The 21,649-nt window shown below is 43.2% G+C and carries 13 protein-coding genes; 5 read left to right on the forward strand and 8 right to left on the reverse strand.

Going from position 1 to position 21,649, the window contains the following annotated elements; all coding sequences use genetic code 11:
• Positions 1 to 158 precede the first annotated feature (158 nt).
• Complete coding sequence (gene glgA / locus ACL6C3_RS31095; protein WP_413164061.1) at positions 159 to 1,583, reverse strand: glycogen synthase GlgA; 1,425 nt, start codon at positions 1,581 to 1,583, stop codon at positions 159 to 161.
• Between the two features lie 573 nt (positions 1,584 to 2,156).
• Here glgA and ACL6C3_RS31100 point away from each other — a divergent pair.
• On the forward strand, positions 2,157 to 2,738 hold the full coding sequence (locus ACL6C3_RS31100; RefSeq protein WP_413164062.1) for a hypothetical protein: 582 nt from the start codon (positions 2,157 to 2,159) through the stop codon (positions 2,736 to 2,738).
• 115 nt (positions 2,739 to 2,853) lie between these two features.
• On the opposite strand, the gene ACL6C3_RS31105 is transcribed toward ACL6C3_RS31100, so the two are convergent.
• Both ACL6C3_RS31105 and hemC read right to left on the reverse strand, forming a co-directional pair.
• The gene (locus tag ACL6C3_RS31105; protein WP_413164063.1) at positions 2,854 to 3,549 is read right to left on the reverse strand and encodes a glycoside hydrolase family 108 protein; all 696 of its coding nucleotides are present in this window, start codon (positions 3,547 to 3,549) and stop codon (positions 2,854 to 2,856) included.
• A gap of 159 nt (positions 3,550 to 3,708) precedes the next feature.
• Positions 3,709 to 4,674 (reverse strand): hydroxymethylbilane synthase, encoded by a 966-nt coding sequence (gene hemC, locus ACL6C3_RS31110; protein WP_413164065.1) that lies wholly within the window; start codon positions 4,672 to 4,674, stop codon positions 3,709 to 3,711.
• A 520-nt stretch (positions 4,675 to 5,194) separates the two neighbouring features.
• Between hemC and ACL6C3_RS31115 the strand changes: the two genes are divergently transcribed.
• Entirely contained in the window at positions 5,195 to 5,473 is a 279-nt protein-coding gene (locus ACL6C3_RS31115) for a hypothetical protein (protein ID WP_413164067.1), read from the forward strand.
• A gap of 127 nt (positions 5,474 to 5,600) precedes the next feature.
• Here ACL6C3_RS31115 and ACL6C3_RS31120 read toward each other — a convergent pair whose 3' ends face one another.
• The 4 genes from ACL6C3_RS31120 to ACL6C3_RS31135 form a co-directional block, all read right to left on the reverse strand.
• On the reverse strand, positions 5,601 to 9,662 hold the full coding sequence (locus ACL6C3_RS31120) for a choice-of-anchor D domain-containing protein (protein WP_413164069.1): 4,062 nt from the start codon (positions 9,660 to 9,662) through the stop codon (positions 5,601 to 5,603).
• Positions 9,663 to 9,835: 173 nt separating this feature from the next.
• Positions 9,836 to 15,619 (reverse strand): choice-of-anchor D domain-containing protein, encoded by a 5,784-nt coding sequence (locus ACL6C3_RS31125; RefSeq protein ID WP_413164070.1) that lies wholly within the window; start codon positions 15,617 to 15,619, stop codon positions 9,836 to 9,838.
• 575 nt (positions 15,620 to 16,194) lie between these two features.
• Positions 16,195 to 17,589, reverse strand: coding sequence for an ankyrin repeat domain-containing protein (locus ACL6C3_RS31130; RefSeq protein WP_413164072.1), 1,395 nt, complete (start codon positions 17,587 to 17,589; stop codon positions 16,195 to 16,197).
• A gap of 1 nt (position 17,590) precedes the next feature.
• Complete coding sequence (locus tag ACL6C3_RS31135) at positions 17,591 to 18,190, reverse strand: RRXRR domain-containing protein (protein WP_413164073.1); 600 nt, start codon at positions 18,188 to 18,190, stop codon at positions 17,591 to 17,593.
• A 449-nt stretch (positions 18,191 to 18,639) separates the two neighbouring features.
• Between ACL6C3_RS31135 and ACL6C3_RS31140 the strand changes: the two genes are divergently transcribed.
• On the forward strand, positions 18,640 to 19,110 hold the full coding sequence (locus ACL6C3_RS31140) for a DUF4079 domain-containing protein (RefSeq protein WP_413164074.1): 471 nt from the start codon (positions 18,640 to 18,642) through the stop codon (positions 19,108 to 19,110).
• Positions 19,111 to 19,235: 125 nt separating this feature from the next.
• On the opposite strand, the gene ACL6C3_RS31145 is transcribed toward ACL6C3_RS31140, so the two are convergent.
• A complete protein-coding gene (locus tag ACL6C3_RS31145) occupies positions 19,236 to 19,976 on the reverse strand; it encodes a DUF1997 domain-containing protein (RefSeq protein WP_413164076.1) in 741 nt (246 codons plus the stop codon).
• Between the two features lie 136 nt (positions 19,977 to 20,112).
• Here ACL6C3_RS31145 and ACL6C3_RS31150 point away from each other — a divergent pair, with 136 nt between their 5' ends.
• Positions 20,113 to 20,772, forward strand: a complete 660-nt coding sequence (locus tag ACL6C3_RS31150; protein WP_413168452.1) for an SDR family oxidoreductase — start codon at positions 20,113 to 20,115, stop codon at positions 20,770 to 20,772.
• A gap of 6 nt (positions 20,773 to 20,778) precedes the next feature.
• Positions 20,779 to 21,645, forward strand: coding sequence for a glycoside hydrolase (locus tag ACL6C3_RS31155; RefSeq protein WP_413164077.1), 867 nt, complete (start codon positions 20,779 to 20,781; stop codon positions 21,643 to 21,645).
• The last annotated feature ends 4 nt before the right edge of the window (positions 21,646 to 21,649 follow it).

Below are 21,649 nucleotides of genomic sequence, written 5' to 3' on the forward strand. Positions count from 1 at the left end.
TCTAGTTTAGAGAGGAACATTCGCCAACTGTAACCGTAAGATGAGGGAAATTGAGCGAAGTTGAATTGAGAAAATTACCTCCAAAGATAGATGACGAGAGTTCAAAATTCAAACATCAAATCCAAGATTTAAAAGAATGAACTTTGAACTCGTCATCATTAAACCGTTACACCCGAAGTTTGGGGTTGTTCGGTTGGTTCTCCCGGATCGGAAGTTCCCAGAACTCGGTTATAGATTTTAATGTACTCATAGGCTGACTTTTCCCAACTAAAGTTTTGCCACATTCCCCGCTGTTGCAACTTCCGCCAATGATCTTTATGGCGGAAAGCTTCTAACGATCGGATCATCGCCGTGAGGAAGTCAATGGGTTCATAACGGTCAAAACAGTAACCGGTACCGGCCTCATTCATGGGGTCGTTGTAGAAAACCGTATCCACCAGTCCACCAGTACGGCGAACAATGGGAACACAGCCATAACGCATCGCCAACATTTGGCTAATGCCGCAAGGTTCAAAGCGACTGGGCATGACCAAGGCATCACAACCGGAATAGATCCGGCGAGACAGCGCCTCATTAAACAGAATATGACTGGCCATCCGACCCGGATAGCGGGAAGCCATTTGCCACATTTGAGTTTCATAATAGCGATCGCCCGTTCCCAAAACCACCAGTTGGGCATCGGTATAAGACAAGAACTGATCCATAATTTGAATGACCAGATCGAGTCCTTTCTGTTCAACCAGTCGGCTGACCATCCCGATCATAAACACCCCGGAGTCTACCACCAACCCGAGTTCTTCTTGCAACGCCACCTTATTAGTTTTGCGGCGTTCAACGGTATCGGCATTATAATTTTCGACAATAAACCGATCGGTTTCCGGGTTATAGGTTTCGACATCTATACCGTTGAGGACGCCCGAGAGTTTACCGCTGACATAAGAGAGTAAACCTTCGAGAGTTTCACCATAAGCGGCGGTTTGAATTTGTTGGGCGTAGGTGGGAGAAACGGTGGTAACTTCATCGGCAAACTGGATAGCGGCCGCCATGACGTTATGACCTTCCATGTACCAAGGACACCAAGTGATCCGTTCGAGGAACCACCGCCAAGGCCCTTGATAAGCTAAATTGTGAATGGTGAAAATGGTTTTAATGTCTGGAGTTTCGTTCATCCAGACCGGAATCATGCCCGTATGCCAGTCGTGGCAGTGAATAATATTGGGTTTCCAATAGTTCCAAGCAAATTCCGCCGCACCATTGGCAAATAAGGTGAAACGCCAGTCCTCATCTTCTCCGTAATACACCCGACGGGGCATAAAAGAAGGATGCCCAAACAGGTAGAGGGGGACATCGGATTTTGGCAGTCTCGTTTCATAGACTGCAAACTTTTGATACATGGCGTTTCCCCACCAAATCGGTTCGGTGGGAATTTCCAGTTTATCGGGTAGGAAACCGTAATAGGGCATAAACACCCGGACATCGTGTCCCATTGCCCGCAGCACTTTTGGTAAAGCGCCGACGACATCTCCCATGCCACCCACTTTCGCCAAAGGTGAGGCTTCCGCAGCTACAAATAGAATTCGCATGATTGACTTTGCGTTCCCGTACTATGCTTCGTAAGTTACCAGAGTCCCAAGTTGCCTCCACAAGTGAGATTCTAACTTGGTGCTTGTTGAGAGTCTCACCGACAAGCAAAATTTGTGCTTGTGGCAAGATTTTTGCTTTTTTCCCTCTTCACTAGACTAGACTTCAGTGAAATCTAATCCCCGCTACTACCGAGTCCACAAGCAATTGAGTACAGACCTGCTACGGCAGATCTCTACACAGCAATCTCGACAGCAGAAGGATCTCAATATTTATTGGCTGTTTTTTTGACTTCGCTTTCAACCGAGGATGACTCGATCGTGAGATTCTCAACGATTCTACCGTATTTCTTAACATTTCCGATCATTAGCGATCGATCCGGCTCTGTTGCCGACAGTTTGAATATTTCGATACAGTAGGGGCCTATTCAACTCAGTTAGGCTAGACGGATTATAGCAGCACTCTATTTCTTATTGTATTTTGGAAATAGGGTCGATTATTTTTGGGTCAAGATCAACCAAAAGCAATATTGTTTCTTTTGGCCGATTTATCATCATGTTTGAGGATTATCTAAAATGCAACGAGGTCAATTACTTGATTCGGGGTGTGACGGGGTTCGTCATGGCAATTTCTTCAAAAACTGCAATCCTATCAATTTTTTATTTCTTTTATTAATTAGCCTGTTTAATAGTGCTTTACAGGTGCAGATGGCGATCGCGAATCCTACTCATCGGTTAGTCCCTTCTGCTGTTGTTGCTCAATCTTTTCAACCGGGAACTCCTTTTCTGGCCAATGGGATTTATCTCTATGGTCAATCTCCCCAACGAGATCAATTGGGCCAGGCTTACATGGTCTTTGAGGTTAACCAGGGTCGGATGGTGGGTGCTTTCTATATGCCTCATTCTTCTTTTGATTGTTTTTGGGGGACTCCTCAAGGCAATCGGTTAGCTTTAACGGTGATCGATAGTTACACTCGGGAAACTCATCCCTATGCGATTGGTTTTAATCCCTCGTTTGTGGCCGCTTCCACTGCCGGGGGCGCCGATCAGAGCGTTTCACTAGAGGGATTTTACCCGATTGAGTCTGTAAGTCAAGCCGATCTGAAAATTTTAGAGGTCTGTAAGTCGGATGTCGGTCCAAGATCGACGGGAAACTAAAGGCTATAATGACTTTTAGGCAAGGCTTTCGGGGTTTTAGTCGCTCTGGGGATCGAGCAAGAGGATTTTTATAGAATTTCTGACATTTGCCGGCTGCGATCCTCAAGGGTCTTCCCTATCTTTTTTCTGGGGTGGACGGGTTCACTTTCGACTGTTTGAGTTGATCGAGGACTTCTTGGAGTAGGTTGATCGCTTGCTCTAGTTTGTCTACAATCTCAACTTGATTGCGATCGCCGGAAATCGCTTCGTTCACCGAAGGGGTTTGAGTTTGTGATTCTTCTTGACCTTGGGAAATAGAACGCAATAAATCGCGATCGCGTTTCAGCCATCCTTCTAAAAAGATTTCTTGAGAGGGGTTGATTTGGACTCGTTGGTATCGATAATTAATCCGGGCTTGACAGTAGCGTTGGGCGGTTTCAAAATTATTATTATCCTCTAAAGCGGCTTGGGTTTTTGGGCCGAAACGTCCATCAATGACTAAACCCCCAATGGCTTCTTGTAAAAATTCCACACTTCCCCTAACGCTAAAATTCACCGCAGTATCAAAGTGAACCATCGCCAAAGGTAAAACCATCAAATCGGCTTTTGACGGTTTCCAATACAGTTCTAAATACACTTGTTCGACTTCTTCGGGGGTGATCTCAACCACCGATTTTAACGGTAAACCCTGACGGCGGCGATAGGTGTCAAACGTCGCCTGGGTAATTCCATATTGAACCACACCGCCTAAATCTTGGGGATGTCCGACGCCGCCTTCCCATTTGAGGGTAAACTTTAAAGCGCTTTGAAAGGAATCAAGAACTTCAGTCATATTGGGTGAGGAGTTAGAAAAGATATTGTTTGTTTTTTCTAATTCCTCATTTATCCCTGCAAATCCCTAAAAAAACAGTTTACAGTTACCAGTTATCAGTTATCAGTGGGTACTCTTCACTGTTCCCTGTTCCCTGTTCCCTGTTCCCTGTTCCCTGAATTACTGCCGTTGAATTTCAGCAAAGATTTCATCTAAAATTTCCTTAGCGCCTTGTTCTCGCAAACGGTGAGCCAGATCAACTCCCAACTGTTCGGCGTTGGTTGCATCTCCGGTAACAGTATCACGAATCAGGCGTTTTCCATCCAAACTGGCAACCATTCCCGTGAGGGTGAGTTGGTTATTTTCCACTTGGGTATTAACGCCGATGGGAACCTGACAACCCCCTTCTAATTCTCGCAGAAAAGCACGTTCGGCGTGACAGCGTTGGGCGGTGGGCGTGTGTTCCAAGACTTTAATCACTTCTAAAATCTGTTCATCCCCATCCCGACATTCTATTCCCAAAGCGCCCTGTCCGACGGCGTGTAGGGAAATTTCCGGGGAAATAATTTGATCAATGCGATCGCCCATATCCAAGCGTGTGAGTCCAGCAAAGGCTAGAATAAGGGCATCATAGCCGCCCTCGTCGAGTTTTTGCAGGCGGGTGTTGAGGTTTCCGCGAATATCTTTAAATTCAAAATGGGGGAAATGGTGACGCAGTTGGGCGAGTCTCCGCAGGGAAGAGGTTCCGATAACGGCACCTTCGGGAAGGGTTTCGAGTTGTTTATCCTTGTGTTTTTCGTGAAGAACAACTGCATCTGCGGGGTTTTCCCGTTCGGTAACGCATCCTAACATTAATCCTTCGGGAAGGTTTGTCGGAAGATCTTTGAGGGAGTGAACGGCGATGTCGGTTTCGTGGTTGAGCATCCCGACTTCGAGTTCTTTGGTAAAGAGTCCTTTATCCCCAATTTTAGCAAGAGCCACATCCAGGATTTTATCACCCTGGGTTGACATGGTATGCACTTCAAATTCGATATCCGGGAAGTGCTTTTTGAGTTCGGCTTGCACCCAATAGGTTTGGACGAGTGCGAGTTGACTTTTGCGTGAACCGATCCGAACGGTTCGACTGGGGGCAGATACGGTTGTCATGCTGTGTGCGATCGCTTGTTATCGTTGGTTTTTTGTCCATTCTTTAGCGTACCGCAACGGGGGACATCGGTTGGTGTTTGCCAAAAATTTAGTAACTATCCTTAACACTCCCAGGCGTTGACGGGGAATTTTTGAAAAATGATCATGGCTTTAACGTTTGAGCCAGTATACCATAGTCGATTTTTTGGTTAACTAGCCCTTGAAAATTTTAGCTCTGAGCTTATCTAAGCAGCGTAAATGTCAAAAATGACTCGACTTAAAATAGATTTGATTAATGTTACAAAAATCTAAAACGCCATAATTACAAGGGTTTGAAACAAATAAAAACCTATGAGTAATTGAAACTAAAAATTTTATTGAAACTTCAAGTTTTTACAAAAAAAGAGTTGACATCTATTCTAATCTTTATGTTATGATTCAAAAAAATAAGACCTCTACATCCCACTTAAATGGTATTAGCAGTACCACAAGAGGGAGTTGGAAGAGGTCGTCTTACAAATATTTATTTTTTTCTAATGCTATGAGCATATCAAATTTTGCTGGAAATGTCGAGCATTCGGAGTTGTTTGCTTTGGTTCCGTTGGTGTTAATTCCAATGAGCGTTGATGAACTGAAGCAGTTTTTGTGTAAATTTGGTCAACTTGTTCTCATTTCTAGTGAGGAATTTAAAGAATTGAAAGAACAGATTCAACATTTGGAAATGCTGAACCGAACTAAAGATGAGAGGATTCAAGAATTAGAATGTTTACAAAATCCTTATTCAAACGATGGGGATGCAAATTGTAACTTTGACTTCTAAAAAACAGAACTAATTTATTTTTAGGTTGGTGTCGAGTTTAGTTAACCCAACATTTTGAGAGAATTGTTCGGTTTCTCTTCGTTCAAGCCAACCTACTGTTTGAAGTTATTGAACCGAGTTTAATCGATTACAAAGTTACAAAATCATCTGCACTGATAACAGCAGCATCAACCCCGTTTAACGTGGCAATTAATTCGTTGGTGTCGGCGATACGAATAACAGTTGAATTTGTATCTTGAGCGATCGCCAACTGTTCAAAAGTTAATTCTTGGGCTAATAATAGTTTATCAGTTCCGTTCTCAAAGTCAAGTAAAAGATCGCTTCCAGAACCAATGACAAAAGTATCGCTTCCGCTTTCACCAACGAGGGTATCATTTCCCAAATCACCACTAATAAAATCGTTACCCTCTCCACCGACTAACGTATCATTAGCCTGACCTCCATAGATTGTATCATCACCCGCATCTCCTAAAATCAAATCCTCACCCAAATTTCCTAAAAGTAAATCTTCACCCTCTCCTCCGCAAAGACTATCATTATTTTGTCCGCCAAAAATGGTATCATTTCCCGAGTTTCCAAATAATTCATCATTTCCTTGATTTCCAAATATATTATCATTGTCATCACCCCCGCTAACGACATCATTTCCGATATCACCAAACAGCCAATCTTCTCCCAAGTTTCCCCAAAGATAATCATTTTCTTGACCGCCATAAATACTATCATTTCCCGAACTTCCGATGAGAGAATCTGAATCTAAATTCCCCCAAATCATATCATTTCCTTCTTGACCCCAAACCGCATCGTTATTTTTCCCGCCATAAATACTATCATTTCCCAAACCTGTATCGATGTGGTCATTTCCTTCATTTCCAAAAGTTAAATCATCGCTATCTTGACCATAAATATTGTCATCTCCCCCCAGTCCAAACAGGGTGTTATTGTTGGAATTTCCAAGAATTTCGTCATTTTCAACTGTTCCTAAAGTTGGTTCAGTCTCAGAAGTATTGATAGTTTGAATAACGGAGTTTGGGTTAGGTGTAATTTCTGGAATGGTTCGACATTCCCAGTCAATAAAAATGTCGTCAGGTGTTGGTTGAGGTTCGGGTGTTGGTTGAGGTTCGGGTGTTGGTTGAGGTTCGGGTGTCGGTTGAGGTTCGGGTGTGGGTGTGGGAGTCGGTTGAGGTGTTGGTTGAGGTTCGGGTTCAGGTGTCGGTTGAGGTTCGGGTGTTGGTTGAGGTGTGGGAACCGGTTCAGAGTTAACTACACCAGAAATTGAGAAGTTAAACGGGTTTTCATCCGTGTCGTTAGTTATAAAAGAAAGTTCTCCGTTAAAAGTATTCGCGACAGTTGTATCGAGTTGAACTTCAAAAGTTCCTTGAGAACCCGCAGCGATAACGGTTGGGAAAGTTCCCGCTAAAGTTAACCCGGTTGGAAGTGTTAAGTCGGAAACGGTTAAGTCAGCAGTTCCGTTATTTTCGATAGTAAATATTTTGCTAACATCGGTTCCAACGGTAGAAGTTCCGAAGTCAAAAGTTCCGGTATTGTCAGCAATATTAGTCGTATTTTGAATAACGGATATTTCGGGAACCGGGTTGGTTGTCACTTCACCCGAAACCGCAAAGTTAAACGGGTTTTCATCCGTGTCGTTCGTTATAAAAGAAAGTTCTCCGGTTAAAGTATTCGCGACAGTTGTATCGAGTTTAACTTCAAAGGTTCCTTGAGAACCCGCAGCAATAACGGTTGGGAAAGTTCCCGCTAAAGTTAACCCCGTTGGAAGTGTTAAGTCGGAAACGGTTAAGTCAGCAGTTCCGGTATTTTCGATAGTGAAAATTTTGCTAACAGAAGTTCCAACCGTTGTAGTTCCGAAGTCAAAAGTTCCGGTATTGTCAGCAATATTAGTCGTATTTTGAATAACACTAATTTCGGGAACCGGGACGGGAGAAACTACCGCAGAAATTGAGAAGTTAAACGGGTTTTCATCGCTATCGTTAGTTATAAAAGAGAGTTCTCCCGTTAAAGTATTCGCGACAGTTGTATCGAGTTGAACTTCAAAGGTTCCTTGAGAACCCGCAGTGATAACGGTTGGGAAAGTTCCCCCTAAAGTTAACCCCGTCGGAAGTGTTAAGTCGGAAACGGTTAAGTCAGCAGTTCCGTTATTTTCGATAGTAAATATTTTGCTAACATCGGTTCCAACCGTAGAAGTTCCGAAGTCAAAAGTTCCGGTATTGTCAGCAATATTAGTCGCATTTTGAATAACTTCTATTTCGGGAACCGGTTCGGTTGTCACTTCACCCGAAACCGCAAAGTTAAACGGGTTTTCATCGCTATCGTTACTTACAAAAGAAAGTTCTCCTGTGAAATTATTAGCAGTAGTTGTATCGAGTTTAACTTCAAAGGTTCCTTGAGAACCCGCAGCAATAACGGTTGGGAAAGTTCCCCCTAAAGTTAACCCCGTCGGAAGTGTTAAGTCGGAAACGGTTAAGTCAGCAGTTCCGTTATTTTCGATAGTGAAACTTTCGATAACTTCGGTTCCAACGGTAGAAGTTCCGAAGTCAAAAGTTCCGGTATTGTCAGCAATATTAGTCGTATTTTGAATAACTTCTATTTCGGGTAATGTTACAGCAGCAAGTTGATATTCATAGGAACCACTATCTACTTTAGCAACGCCATTTTCATCCCCGTCTATTGGACGAGTTTTACCCACTTGGTCAGCAATTAGAGTCACAGAGACTCCAGCATCTATCGCCGGACTTCCAACCTTTAAAGGGTGAACTAAAACGCCATTAATATTCTGCAAGCTTCCCAATAAGGGGTCAGTTAAAGTCACATTCGGGGTAATTTTAATATCATTCGGGTTTAGTTCATTGGATTGAAAATTACCGCCATCATCGCTAAATTGAAAGCCAGTATGATGATTAATATTCCAATTGTTTCCGCCATTGTTAGCAACATTGTAAGCAACAATCGTATTTTTTAGCCTCGTTTGAGAACCGCCACCCCAAAATCCTCCGCCTTGAAAACCCGCGTAATTATTAGCAATGGTTGTGTTAATAATATTGGTCTGGTTTGTACCATTACTTAAAGCAATTGCACCCCCTAAACCGCTATTTCCATCTTCCGATTCGGCTCGATTTCCCGAAAATGTGCTATTTGTAATTGTAGTTGGAGATTGTTCGCCAATCCATAAACCTCCCCCTTGACTTAAAGCGCGATTTCCGGTAAAAGTAGTATTAGAAAGAGTAAGTTCGCCGTTACCATGTCTTAAGCCACCCCCCAAACCTTCTCCTTTCAAATTTTCGAGAATTGTGTTGTTTTGAATGGTACTATTTTCAACAATAACTTTATCCGGTGGATAAACAAATAAAAATAGTCCTCCCCCTTGTCCAGCACCTTGATTTCCGTCAAATAAACTGTTATTAATTTGAATGATTCCGCCTTGAGAACCGGGTGAAAAATTAGGCCCTGAAGCATTCGCACCATCGGTATAAATTGCACCACCTGCACCATAATAACCACCCAAACCATCAGAAACCGTTCCACCTGGGATTGAGGAATTATTAATAAATCGGGAATTTTCAACGGTAAGGTTTCCTAACAGGTGATTAATTGCACCGCCATTAATTCCTTTATTATTGGTAAATTCGCTATCGAGTACGGTGAGAGAACCTGCGCTTTGAGTCGCAATAGCACCGCCACCCCGTTCGCTTTTTCCGAGCGTACCATCATTGTTATCAAACTTACTATTAATAATAGTTGTGCTACTCTTAAACCCAGTTAAAATTCCTCCCGCAAATTGAGCAACATTATTTCGGAGTTCGCTATTTTCTAAGGTTAATGTGGTTTCACTCGCCATGCGAATTCCTCCACCCGCACCATCTTGTCCTGTTCCTTGTGCTTTTCCGTCCGCAATAATTAGGTTTTTTAAGCTAACCTTCGGCGCCTGAAAGTTGGCGTCAATTTGAATATCAAAAACGCGATTAGTTTGATTTCCACTAATGATTAAATCCGGTGCATTTTGACCATCAATAGTGAGATTTTTATCGATTTCAAGTTGACCGCTAGTTAGGGTAATTGTTTGACCTGCAAGACTTGCATCAAATTGAATAATATCTCCGGGTTGTGCAGTTTCTATTGCATTTCTGAGAGAACCCAAGCCATTATCATTGGTATTGGTAACAGTAATCATTTTCCGACCTCTCTCTAGCTTCTATTTTATTTTTCTAGTGATTTCAAGTATTTTCCGGAGATGAAATTCATCAATTTTTATTGATTAAATTCCTATAAATTCGTTTTTCAAAAGTTTTAAGTAGATACACCGTTGGATGAAATATTTTGATGAATTCTAGAAGACTTTCAGAATTATAAGCCAAATTGAACAAAATCACTGGAACTGATTTGAGTGGGTAAAATTCCGGTTAATGTTGCTAACTCCTCTCCGGTACTTTCAAGAGTAATAACAGTGGAGTTTTCTATGAAATTTAGACTCAGTTGGTCGAAGGTTAAATCACCTGCGAGTGCAATTTTATCTTGACCGACAACAAAATCAGCAATGGTATCCTTTCCGGTAGTTGAACTTATTAAAAATGTATCTTCTCCTTCACCCCCAATTAACAAATCGTTCCCCAAATCACCACTAATTAAATCTCGACCATTTCCCCCAATTAACGTATCATTTTCTTGACCTCCATATAAACTATCATTTCCATCAGAACCCCGAATTAAATCCGCACCCAAATTTCCAAAAATTAAATCTTGATCGTTGCCTCCACAGATGCTATCATTATCTTTACCAGCAAAAATGGTATCATTTCCCGAGTTTCCAAATAATTCATCATTTCCTTGATTTCCAAACAAATTATCATTTCCATCACCCCCGCTAACGACATCATTTCCGATATCACCAAACAGCCAATCTTCTCCTTTTCCTCCCCAAAGATAATCGTTTTCTTGACCGCCATAAATACTATCATTTCCCGAACTTCCGATGAGAGAATCTGAATCTAAATTCCCCCAAATCATATCATTTCCTTCTTGACCCCAAACCGCATCGTTATTTTTCCCGCCATAAATACTATCATTTCCCAAACCTGTATCGATGTGGTCGTTTCCTTCATTTCCAAAAGTTAAATCATCGCTATCTTGACCATAAATATTGTCATCTCCCCCCAGTCCAAACAGGGTGTTATTGTTGGAATTTCCAAGAATTTCGTCATTTTCAACTGTTCCTAAAGTTGGTTCAGTCTCAGAAGTATTGATAGTTTGAATAACGGAGTTTGGGTTAGGTGTAATTTCTGGAATGGTTCGACATTCCCAGTCAATAAAAATGTCGTCAGGTGTTGGTTGAGGTTCGGGTGTCGGTTGAGGTTCGGGTGTGGGTGTGGGTGTGGGAGTCGGTTGAGGTTCGGGTGTGGGTGTGGGAGTCGGTTGAGGTTCGGGTGTGGGTGTGGGTGTGGGAGTCGGTTGAGGTGTTGGTTGAGGTTCGGGTGTTGGTTGAGGTTCGGGTGTTGGTTGAGGTTCGGGTGTTGGTTCGGGTGTTGGTTCGGGTGTCGGTTCAGGTGTGGGTTCGGGTGTTGGTTGAGGTTCGGGTGTTGGTTGAGGTTCGGGTGTTGGTTGAGGTTCGGGTGTTGGTTGAGGTGTGGGAGTCGGTTCGGGTTCTGAGTTAACTACACCAGAAATTGAGAAATTAAACGGGTTTTCATCGCTATCGTTAGTTATAAAAGAAAGTTCTCCGTTGAAAGTATTCGCGACAGTTGTATCGAGTTGAACTTCAAAAGTTCCTTGAGAACCCGCAGTGATAACGGTTGGGAAAGTTCCCACTAAAGTTAACCCCGTCGGAAGTGTTAAGTCGGAAACGGTTAAGTCAGCAGTTCCGCTATTTTCAATAGTAAATATTTTGCTAACAGAAGTTCCAACGGTAGAAGTTCCGAAGTCAAAAGAACTGTTGTCTATTATATTAGTCGTGTTATCGAAAACACTAATTTCGGGAACCGGGACGGGAGAAACTACCGCAGAAATTGAGAAGTTAAACGGGTTTTCATCCGTGTCGTTGGTTACAAAAGAAAGTTCTCCGTTGAAACTATTTGCGATAGTTGTATTGAGTTGAACTTCAAAGGTTCCTTGAGAACCCGCAGCGATAACGGTTGGGAAAGTTCCCGCTAAAGTTAACCCCGTTGGAAGTTGTAAGTTAGAAAGCGTTAAGTCAGCAGTTCCGGTATTTTCGATAGTGAAACTTTCGATAACTTCGGTTCCAACGGTAGAAGTTCCGAAGTCAAAAGTTCCGGTATTGTCAGCAATATTAGTCGTATTTTGAATAACTTCTATTTCGGGAACCGGGTTGGTTGTCACTTCACCCGAAACCGCAAAGTTAAACGGGTTTTCATCCGTGTCGTTCGTTATAAAAGAAAGTTCTCCGGTTAAAGTATTCGCGACAGTTGTATCGAGTTTAACTTCAAAGGTTCCTTGAGAACCCGCAGTGATAACGGTTGGGAAAGTTCCCACTAAAGTTAACCCCGTTGGAAGTGTTAAGTCGGAAACGGTTAAGTCAGCAGTTCCGCTATTTTCAATAGTAAATATTTTGCTAACATCGGTTCCAACCGTAGAAGTTCCGAAGTCAAACGAGGTGTTATCTATTATATTAGTCGCATTTTGAACAACGGATATTTCGGGAACCGGTTCGGTTGTCACTTCACCCGAAACCGCAAAGTTAAACGGGTTTTCATCGCTATCGTTACTTACAAAATAAAGTTCTCCCGTTAAAGTCTTCGCAGCAGTTGTATCGAGTTGAACTTCAAAAGTTCCTTGAGAACCCGCAGCGATAACGGTTGGGAAAGTTCCCCCTAAAGTTAACCCCGTTGGAAGTTGTAAGTTAGAAAGAGTTAAGTCAGCAGTTCCGGTATTTTCGATAGTGAAACTTTCGATAACTTCGGTTCCAACCGTAGAAGTTCCGAAGTCAAAAGTTCCGGTATTGTCAGCAATATTAGTCGCATTTTGAATAACTTCTATTTCGGGAACCGGGACGGGAGAAACTACCGCATAAATTGAGAAGTTAAACGGGTTTTCATCCGTGTCGTTCGTTACAAAAGAAAGTTCTCCTGTGAAATTATTAGCAGTAGTTGTATTGAGTTGAACTTCAAAGGTTCCTTGAGAACCCGCAGTGATAACGGTTGGGAAAGTTCCCACTAAAGTTAACCCCGTTGGAAGTGTTAAGTCGGAAACGGTTAAGTCAGCAGTTCCGCTATTTTCAATAGTAAATATTTTGCTAACATCGGTTCCAACCGTTGTAGTTCCGAAGTCAAAAGTTCCGGTATTGTCAGCAATATTAGTCGTATTTTGAATAACACTAATTTCGGGAACCGGGACGGGAGAAACTACCGCAGAAATTGAGAAGTTAAACGGGTTTTCATCGGTGTCGTTGGTTACAAAAGAAAGTTCTCCGTTAAAAGTATTCGCGACAGTTGTATTGAGTTGAACTTCAAAGGTTCCTTGAGAACCCGCAGCGATAACGGTTGGGAAAGTTCCCCCTAAAGTTAACCCGGTTGTAAGTGTTAAGTCGGAAACGGTTAAGTCAGCAGTTCCGGTATTTTCGATAGTAAATATTTTGCTAACATCGGTTCCAACCGTTGTAGTTCCGAAGTCAAAAGTTCCGGTATTGTCAGCAATATTAGTCGTATTTTGAATAACACTAATTTCGGGAACCGGGACGGGAGAAACTACCGCAGAAATTGAGAAGTTAAACGGGTTTTCATCGGTGTCGTTGGTTACAAAAGAAAGTTCTCCGTTAAAAGTATTCGCGACAGTTGTATTGAGTTGAACTTCAAAGGTTCCTTGAGAACCCGCAGCGATAACGGTTGGGAAAGTTCCCCCTAAAGTTAACCCCGTTGGAAGTTGTAAGTCGGAAACGTTTAAGTCAGCAGTTCCGTTATTTTCGATAGTAAATATTTTGCTAACAGAAGTTCCAACCGTTGTAGTTCCGAAGTCAAAAGAACTGTTGTCTATTATATTAGTCGTATTTTGAATAACGGATATTTCGGGAGTGGGAAATAGATATTCATAAGACCCAATATCAACAGTTGCTATACCGTTATTATCCCCATCTAACGGACGAGTTTGTCCGAGTTGGTCTGTTGTCGATGCAGTTGTATTTGTTCCTGCATCTATCGCCGGACTTCCTGTTAACAAAGGATGAACCCACATTCCATTAATTTCTTGCAATGCACCTAATTTTGGGTCGGCAACTAGAATGTTTGGTGTAACAAATTCCGATTTTGGATGGGTCGTTAAACCCGGAAATTGTAAGTTATTTCCCCCGTCAATTAATTGACGGTTGCTATGATGAGTAAAATCATTTCCGTTAGCAAAATTATCGACAAAAATAGTATTACTAACGGTGATTGGAATCAAATTATCCGGGTCCCAACTAAAAATTCCCCCGCCTATTGTTTGAGAGGTATTGTTCGCAATGGTCGTATTGGTAATATTAGTAGGCGACTGAATAGTTATTGCACCCCCATAAGCGTCTCCCGCGAGATTTTCCGCTTTGTTTCCAGAAAACGTGCTATTAATAATGTTAGATTGAGTTGATTTAGCATCTACCCAAACACCACCTCCGCTAAAACCTAAGTTATTATCAAATGTGGTATTTTTAATCGTAGCTAAAGCAACATTACCCGTTCTCAGTCCACCCCCATTAGCGACTCCTTGACTATCTGCGATAACTGTATTTTGAGAAAAACGGCTATTTTCAATCAAAATTTCGTCATTATCATAACCAAATAAAAATGCACCGCCACCGTTACCCGCCGCAATATTTCCCCGAAAATAACTATTTTGAATTAAAGCCGTACCACCTGTTTGAGTTCCGTCGGGATAGGTGACTTTTAAACCATCAGTATAGATACCCCCGCCATAACCCATTGTGTGAGGACCAATAGGGCCTCCCGCTGTAGTATCATTATTAATAAATTGAGAATTTTTGACGGTTAACCAACTGGCTAAACTGTTAATTCCAGCACCATTTATTCCTTTATTGTTCTCAAAAATACTGTCTTCTACGGTAAATTCTACATCTCGAACATGAATACCTCCCCCTCCCTGTTCACTCTTAGTTAGAGTTCCATCGTTATTGGTAAAACGACTATTTATAACAACGGCTTTGCTAAAGTGATAAACGGTTAACGCGCCCCCTTCTCCGGCTTTATTATTGTCAAAATCAACGTTTTCAATGATAAGATTGGTGCGGATATCCGCAAAAACTCCGCCGCCTTTATCGCCAAAGGTTTCATTGGAATTATTTGCATAACCGTCAACAATTGTTAGGTTTTTTAGGGTAAATGTGGTATCTCGAAGCTGATAAAAAACCCGAGAGGTATTGTTTCCACTTACCGTTAAACCGGGAGCGTTCCCCCCATCGATGATTAGGTTTTTATTGATGACCAATTCACCGCCAGTTAACGTAATTTTTTGATTGGCTAAACTCGGGTCAAATTGAATAATATCTCCGGGTTGAGCGAGAGAAATTGCTTCCCTTAATGAACCCGTTCCGCTATCATTAATATTGCTAACGGTGAGAACTGTTGCTAAAATTCCCTGATAAGCGGTTAGAATATCAGAGTTAATCGGTAAAAGTGCATGAATTTCTCCGGTTTGATAGTTTAAATTCCAGTTTCCGCCTTGCTTGGAATTTCCAACAATATCTGTTGAAGCCGCAATATTAACCCCAATAATTTGACTGAGGTGTTGTACAAAAACTGAACCAATACCCGCCGCAACTTGACAGCCGTAGAGTAAAATATTGGCATCTTTAGACAGATAAACTTTCCAATCTTTTAACTGATTTTGATAGAGAGTTACGGTTTCGAGTTTCAGTTCGATATTACCGAGTAACAAACAACCGGGATGACCGTGAGATAAAATATGTACGGCATCAATTTCGGTTTTATACTGGCGTTTATAGGTTTTTAAGGCTTCTGTAATTTGTTCAATACCATCTTTTTCAGAGTCAATAACAATAACAGTTGTATTGGGATTGACTCCGTTAACTAAATCGTGATAAGATTCTAAAGTTGCATCGATAAAAACCAGCGTTCCCGGGTGAAAATTGTCGCTAAAATCGGCAACTTTATCAACACAAAATGTAGAGAACATTGTTGATACTCCAAGAGGGTTTGTATTGGTAGATACGTCCCCGGAGTTATCAGTTCAGGCTAATTTTTTAGCCAATTTTTATAGTAATCTTATTCGAGAAAAAACCGTATAAACACGGCAAACTATAAGGCGATCAAAATCTTTTTGATACCTGCGAGTTTGTAGCCAAACGCGAATATTTATTGGGATTTGAAATCAACAAATCTAGAAAAAATTGCCATCATTGAAAAGTCTCCAAGAGTCAAATTGAAGGTAGATACACCCTTGGAAACTACTCATTTTAAGATTTCACCCTTAATCACTCTCGGCAGTCATCAATAAATAAATAGGTTGACACTTTCACCCAGCCACCATCGGAAAGTGCCAATCCTATACGACTCAATGATCTACCACAGGAGTGCTTCATAAACACCTAAAAAGGGTTTAGGTTGCCTTTTTGAGTCCTAATCTATTAATAACCTAGCTCCCGGTGAAATGCCCTCGGGAGATTTACGGATTTCCTCTGTTTATTTGACACCTCAACTTCTGTAAAAATCCGCATACTATACCAAAATTCATCCTTAAACCCACAAAACTTAGTCTTTAGCCAAGGCATTTCTAAGCTGTTTGGCGATTGCTTTATACCCCTGAAATTCTGCTAACATCAAAGCCGTACATCCGCCTTGATTTTTCAAATTCACCTCGGCGCCCGCCTCAATTAAAGCCCCTACCGCCTTCAAATGCCCCCGGTGAGCCGCCCACATCAACGCCGTCGCCCCCACCTCATCAAGCTGATTAACCAGCGCTCCCGAGGCGACTAACTCCCGCAAAACCTCAGTATATCCCCGTTCTGCGGCTTTCATCAGCGCCGTTTTTCCCCCATCAACCGCAACATTAACATCCGCTCCCCCCTTTAATAACATCTTCACCGTATCAAGATCGTTGTGCAGCGTCGCCAGGGTTAAAGCCGTTTCCCCGAAAATTTCAGCCGTCAGCAGAGAGGAGAGGTTTTCGGGGGAAAGCCGTTGTAAAAGAGAAGCACAAATAGAGCGATAACCCTGCAATAAAGCCACCATCACCGGCGTATCCCCCAAGTTGTTGGCAACATTAACATCGGCCCCCCGACTGAGGAGAAGTTCAACCATCGCCTGATGTCCTTCCACAACCGCCAGGTGTAAAGCGGTTTCGCCATCGTTATCGGTAGCCGCGATGTCGGCCCCCCCATCAAGAAGACCGGAGGCGATCGCCAAATTTCCACAAGCCGCAGCCGCCATCAAAGCGGTGAAACCCTCATCTGTGGTGGCGTTGACATCGGCGCCGAGTTGAATTAAAGTATTGATAATCTCGGGATAATTTAAGTCTACCGCTTGCATTAAAGGCGTTTCACCTTCAGCATTCGGAAAGTTGAGATCCATCCTCGCTTCGGCGATCGCTTGAATCAGTTTAAGATTGCGCTGTTGGATGGCTTCGGTTAACAAACCCGAAACAAATTCTTGAGTCCCGACTCCGTTTTCGAGGAGAATTTTAATACTCTCCCAATGGCTACCCGACAACGCCAGAGAAAAAGCGGTTTGTTGTTCGTGGTCCGGCTGATGAACATCAGCCCCCGCACCTAACAGCAACCGGATGACGTCCGCATTTCCCTTTAAACAAGCCACCATCAGCGCTGTAGTCCCGTTGGGGTTGGTCGCATTGACATTCGCCCCATGTGCTAACAATAACTCGATTGTCTCCAGTTGACCGTGAGCAACCGCCAACATTAACGCCGTTAAACCGTAGCGTTTGCTGGTGTAATTAACAGATGCTCCTTTTTCTAATAAAATTTGTACGATGTCGGTGTAACCCTGACGAGCCGCCAGCATCAGAACCGTAACCCCATCTTGATCTTTAACATTGGCGTTAACCCCTTTGGCGAGTAGGGCGCGAGTATGAATCAGGTTTCCCGTCTTAACGGCTCGAATTAATGTACTGTCTTGTGTTGTAGAACCCATCTTAAACCTCCGAGGTACTGCGACCATAGCCTATGGCTTGGTCGTATGGGGGATAGGAGGGTAGTTGAGCGGGGGTCAATCCCCCCGAAACGACCAAGCCCGTGTTGCGTTTGATGATTCGGCATTTAGAATTAGCAAATCGACCCAATCTAGACCAATTAGCATCACTTAAAGACAGTTTTTTACCTGTATAACCTGAACAGTAACCTGTCACTTTTTTTTCCTTCCCGTTCGATTTTGTTGTGTACTCAATCAAATCTCCTTTTCGGGCTTTAAATGGTGTAGTCGAACCCCCGTAACGCTCCCGAACTCCCCCCTTTGCTGGTATGGCATCATGCAATCGGCGGCGGGTAATCCTCGGTTTAGAAATCACCTTGAAAATTGCCGGGGTTATTTGAACACTTCCCTTCCAGATGTATCCTCGGGTTTTAGCCGTACCCGAATATCGTTTACCCAAATCGCAACCAACCACTACATCTTGAGTTTGAAAATCTGAAGGTTCAATCAATAATTGAACGCCCCAAATTCCCAAATCATTCCAGAAGGGCTTGGCTTTTCCGTCTCTCACCCACCGTCTGGCCCGCGATGGAATTGTTGGCATCAACGGTATGCCTGACGGTGAAATTACTGGGACTCTTTGATTTTCTTTTTGCATTGGTATAACCCTTGAAAATCCAAGTAATGGTCACTTCCCTGATTCGGTATCGCGTGTCTTTGCTTTAACCAACCCTCTGAGATTCCAGAGGCTACAGATAATCCGAGCTTGTGAAGCACTCGGAAGTGTTAAACGCTACCGAACTCGTGAGGTATTGAAGCGTTACCTTCTCGGGCTATCTCCCAGAATCTAAGACCTTAGCTTGCGCTTGTCTTAGAGCTTCAAGAATGTCTCTCATCCTACTCGGTAAAGACCGACTGCACAAATACCCTCCCCAAAAGGAGGGTGACGCAATTTAATATACAGTTATCAGTCAACAGTGACCAGTTATCAGTAAACTGTAAAAGCTGTTATGCTAAGTTTTATGAAGTTTCTGAACCGAACCGGAGAACACTATGGAGTTGCCGATACCCGAGTCTGTTAAACCTTGGCTCAACTTTTTCCATCCCGTTTTAATGTTTATTTTGCTGGCTCTTACCGTTTATGCGCTGTATCTCGGGATTCAAATTCGCCGGACTCGCAGCGCCGAAGGAGAGGTCAAAAAAGAATTAATCAAAGGTAAATTTAATCTCAAACACCATCAAGTCGGGTCTGCGCTACTGGCATTTATGGTGTTGGGGACGATCGGAGGAATGGCCGTTACCTATATCAACAACAATAAATTATTTGTCGGCCCGCACCTGCTGGCGGGGCTGGGAATGACGGGTATGATTGCCGTTTCCGCCTCTTTAACGCCCTGGATGCAAAAAGGATTTGATTGGGCCAGATACACTCACATTGCTCTCAATGTCACCTTGCTGGCTTTATTTACCTGGCAAGCCCTAACCGGGGTTGAAATTCTCCAGCGGATTATCAGCAAAATGTAAATTTTATCCGGAAACTGCGGATCATCTTGAGCAAAAGGCAAAGGGAGAAGGAAAAATTAAAGAACAATTTGCGATCGCTAGAACCTTCTACCTTTGGCCTGCTTGCGTGAGACGCCCGCCGAGTCTCAACTCATGTCTTTTTTGCGCTTTCGGTGAGTCAGAAAAGGAAGATTCTCCGTTGTATGAAAATCCATTTGAGTTTTGTAACTTAACCGTCGGGAAACCTGCTTAACGATTTGGGCCAGAAGGCGATCGCCCGTTTTTTGAATCAAAGACTCAGACATCGCGAGAATAAACTTGGGAAACTTCACCCCAACATACAAGTCTAACGTCCATTGCGCCCCGGTAATGTAAGCCGGACGTTGCTGGGGTTTGATCCCGTGTTCTCGACAAAATTGATCAATCGGTAATTCAACTAATTTCATCGTGGCTTGAAAATCAATTTCATATCCCGGAGGAGTGTAGCCCGGAACCGGAACGCTGCGAATGCGATAAACTCCCTGTTCGTCAGGCGGAAGTAGTTCTAACCCAATTCGAGCCTCAACCTGATAGCCAAAGGAGCCAAAACGACCAATTAACAAGTCATAAGCATTCTCTCCAATGGGCTGAGTTTGCATGGGTTCTGCACAGCGACAAAACCAGCCGCTATGGTTGCTGAGATATTCGGCAACCCGGTCTAGATCCGCATACATTTCCATACAGTCCTCAAAACGGGTGTAGAACCAAGTCGGTTCAACCTGCTCTAATCCCGCTCTATCCGTTGATTCGGCTTGAGGAAAATTCAAAGCGTCATTCAAAAAGTCCTCAGAAATTGTTGCCGATTGTAGGTTAACCGAATTTTGGTGCATCATGGGATCTCCTGCCATGTGATCTGCCTAACTCCAGAATGCCTCTTATTAACGTCTGATGGCTACAATGAAAATACTGATCTTTTGAAATTGACCGTGATACAGTTTAACTTCTATACTCAGCATATTCATCTACCGAACAGGATAACGAATGATGAAAGCATTTGTAGCGGGTGCAACCGGCCAAACGGGTCGCCGAATTGTTAAACAACTGATCGAACACAATATTCCCGTGCGAGCCTTAGTTCGCGATCAACAAAAGGGACGACAGACTCTTCCAAGCGAGGCCGAATTGGTTACTGGAGACGTTCTCGACCCCCAAAGTTTAAAAACCGCGATCGCCGACAGTACGGTGTTATTATGCGCCACTGGAGCCAGTCCCAGCTTCGATCCGACCGGGCCGTATAAAATAGACTACGAAGGTACGAAAAATCTCGTAGATGTGGCAAAACAGCAGGGTATAGAACATTTTGTTTTGGTTTCTTCGCTGTGCGTTTCCCAGTTTTTTCATCCCCTCAATCTGTTCTGGTTGATTCTGGTTTGGAAAAAGCAAGCAGAAGACTACATCCGTCAAAGTGGTTTAACTTACACCATTGTTCGTCCGGGAGGTCTCAAAAACGAAGACAATCAAGATGCGATTGTGATGAAGTCGGCCGATACCCTGTTTGATGGCAGTATTCCCCGCACCAAAGTGGCTGAAGTTTGCGTCGAAGCATTGTCTATTCCGAGCGCCCGTAATAAAATTGTCGAGGTCATTGCCAAGCCGGAAGGAACCCAACCTTCTTTTGAGCAGTTGTTCGCCAGTGTGGTTTGAAGCTTGATGCGTCGAACAAGAAGAACGAAAAACCGAGTTCAACCGCTGAATTTACAGTCGGGAACTCCTATCTACCCTCAAGATTTGTCTTCCTCATCCCAAAAGATGGCCGCCCTCCCTTTCAGAGAGCGCCGTCAACGACGGACCGGAGGCCGAGGCCGTTTTCTCCAACGCCTGATTTTGATCGGTTTGGTGTTAACCGGAATTGTCGCCTACTGGCCGGAAATGAAGTCGGATGAAAATACCGAGAATCAGCTTGATATTGTTCTCGAAGAAATTAATCGAGATATCGATCGCCGTTGGCCGCCTCTGATCATGGAAGGGGGCGATCCCTACGTGCGGGCTTTGATGCGAACCATCTCCGCCAGCGAGTCGAATTCTTCTAAGCCCTATCATGTCCTCTATGGCGGGCGTCATATTACCGATTTGAGCCATCATCCCGATCGCTGTGTGACGATTGTTGTTGGCCCGAATAAGGGGCGCTGTACGACGGCCGCAGGTCGCTATCAACTCCTCACCGAAACTTGGGAACGAATTGCTTATCGCTATCATCCCGAAGAACCCGATCAATCTTGGTTTCGTCAATCTTACAATTTTGACGCTCAATATCAAGATATTGTCGTTTACCGTTGGTTAATTGATGTGGAATTTTGGGAGATGGATATCGCTCAAACTTTACGAGACGGTCAACTCAGTGAGGTTTTACGTTCGCTTTCCGATACTTGGACGAGTTTGGGTTATGGGATTGAAGATAATGTGATGACTCCTTATTTACCTAAAATTTATGAGGAGATTTTACAGCGAGAATTGGATGCGGTTAATGCTCCCCCTGAGTCAAATCCCTATTCTTCTTCGTCTTCAAAATTAGATTAATTTT

It is taken from the genome of Capilliphycus salinus ALCB114379, assembly GCF_047276495.1.
GTDB lineage: Bacteria > Cyanobacteriota > Cyanobacteriia > Cyanobacteriales > Microcoleaceae > Capilliphycus > Capilliphycus salinus.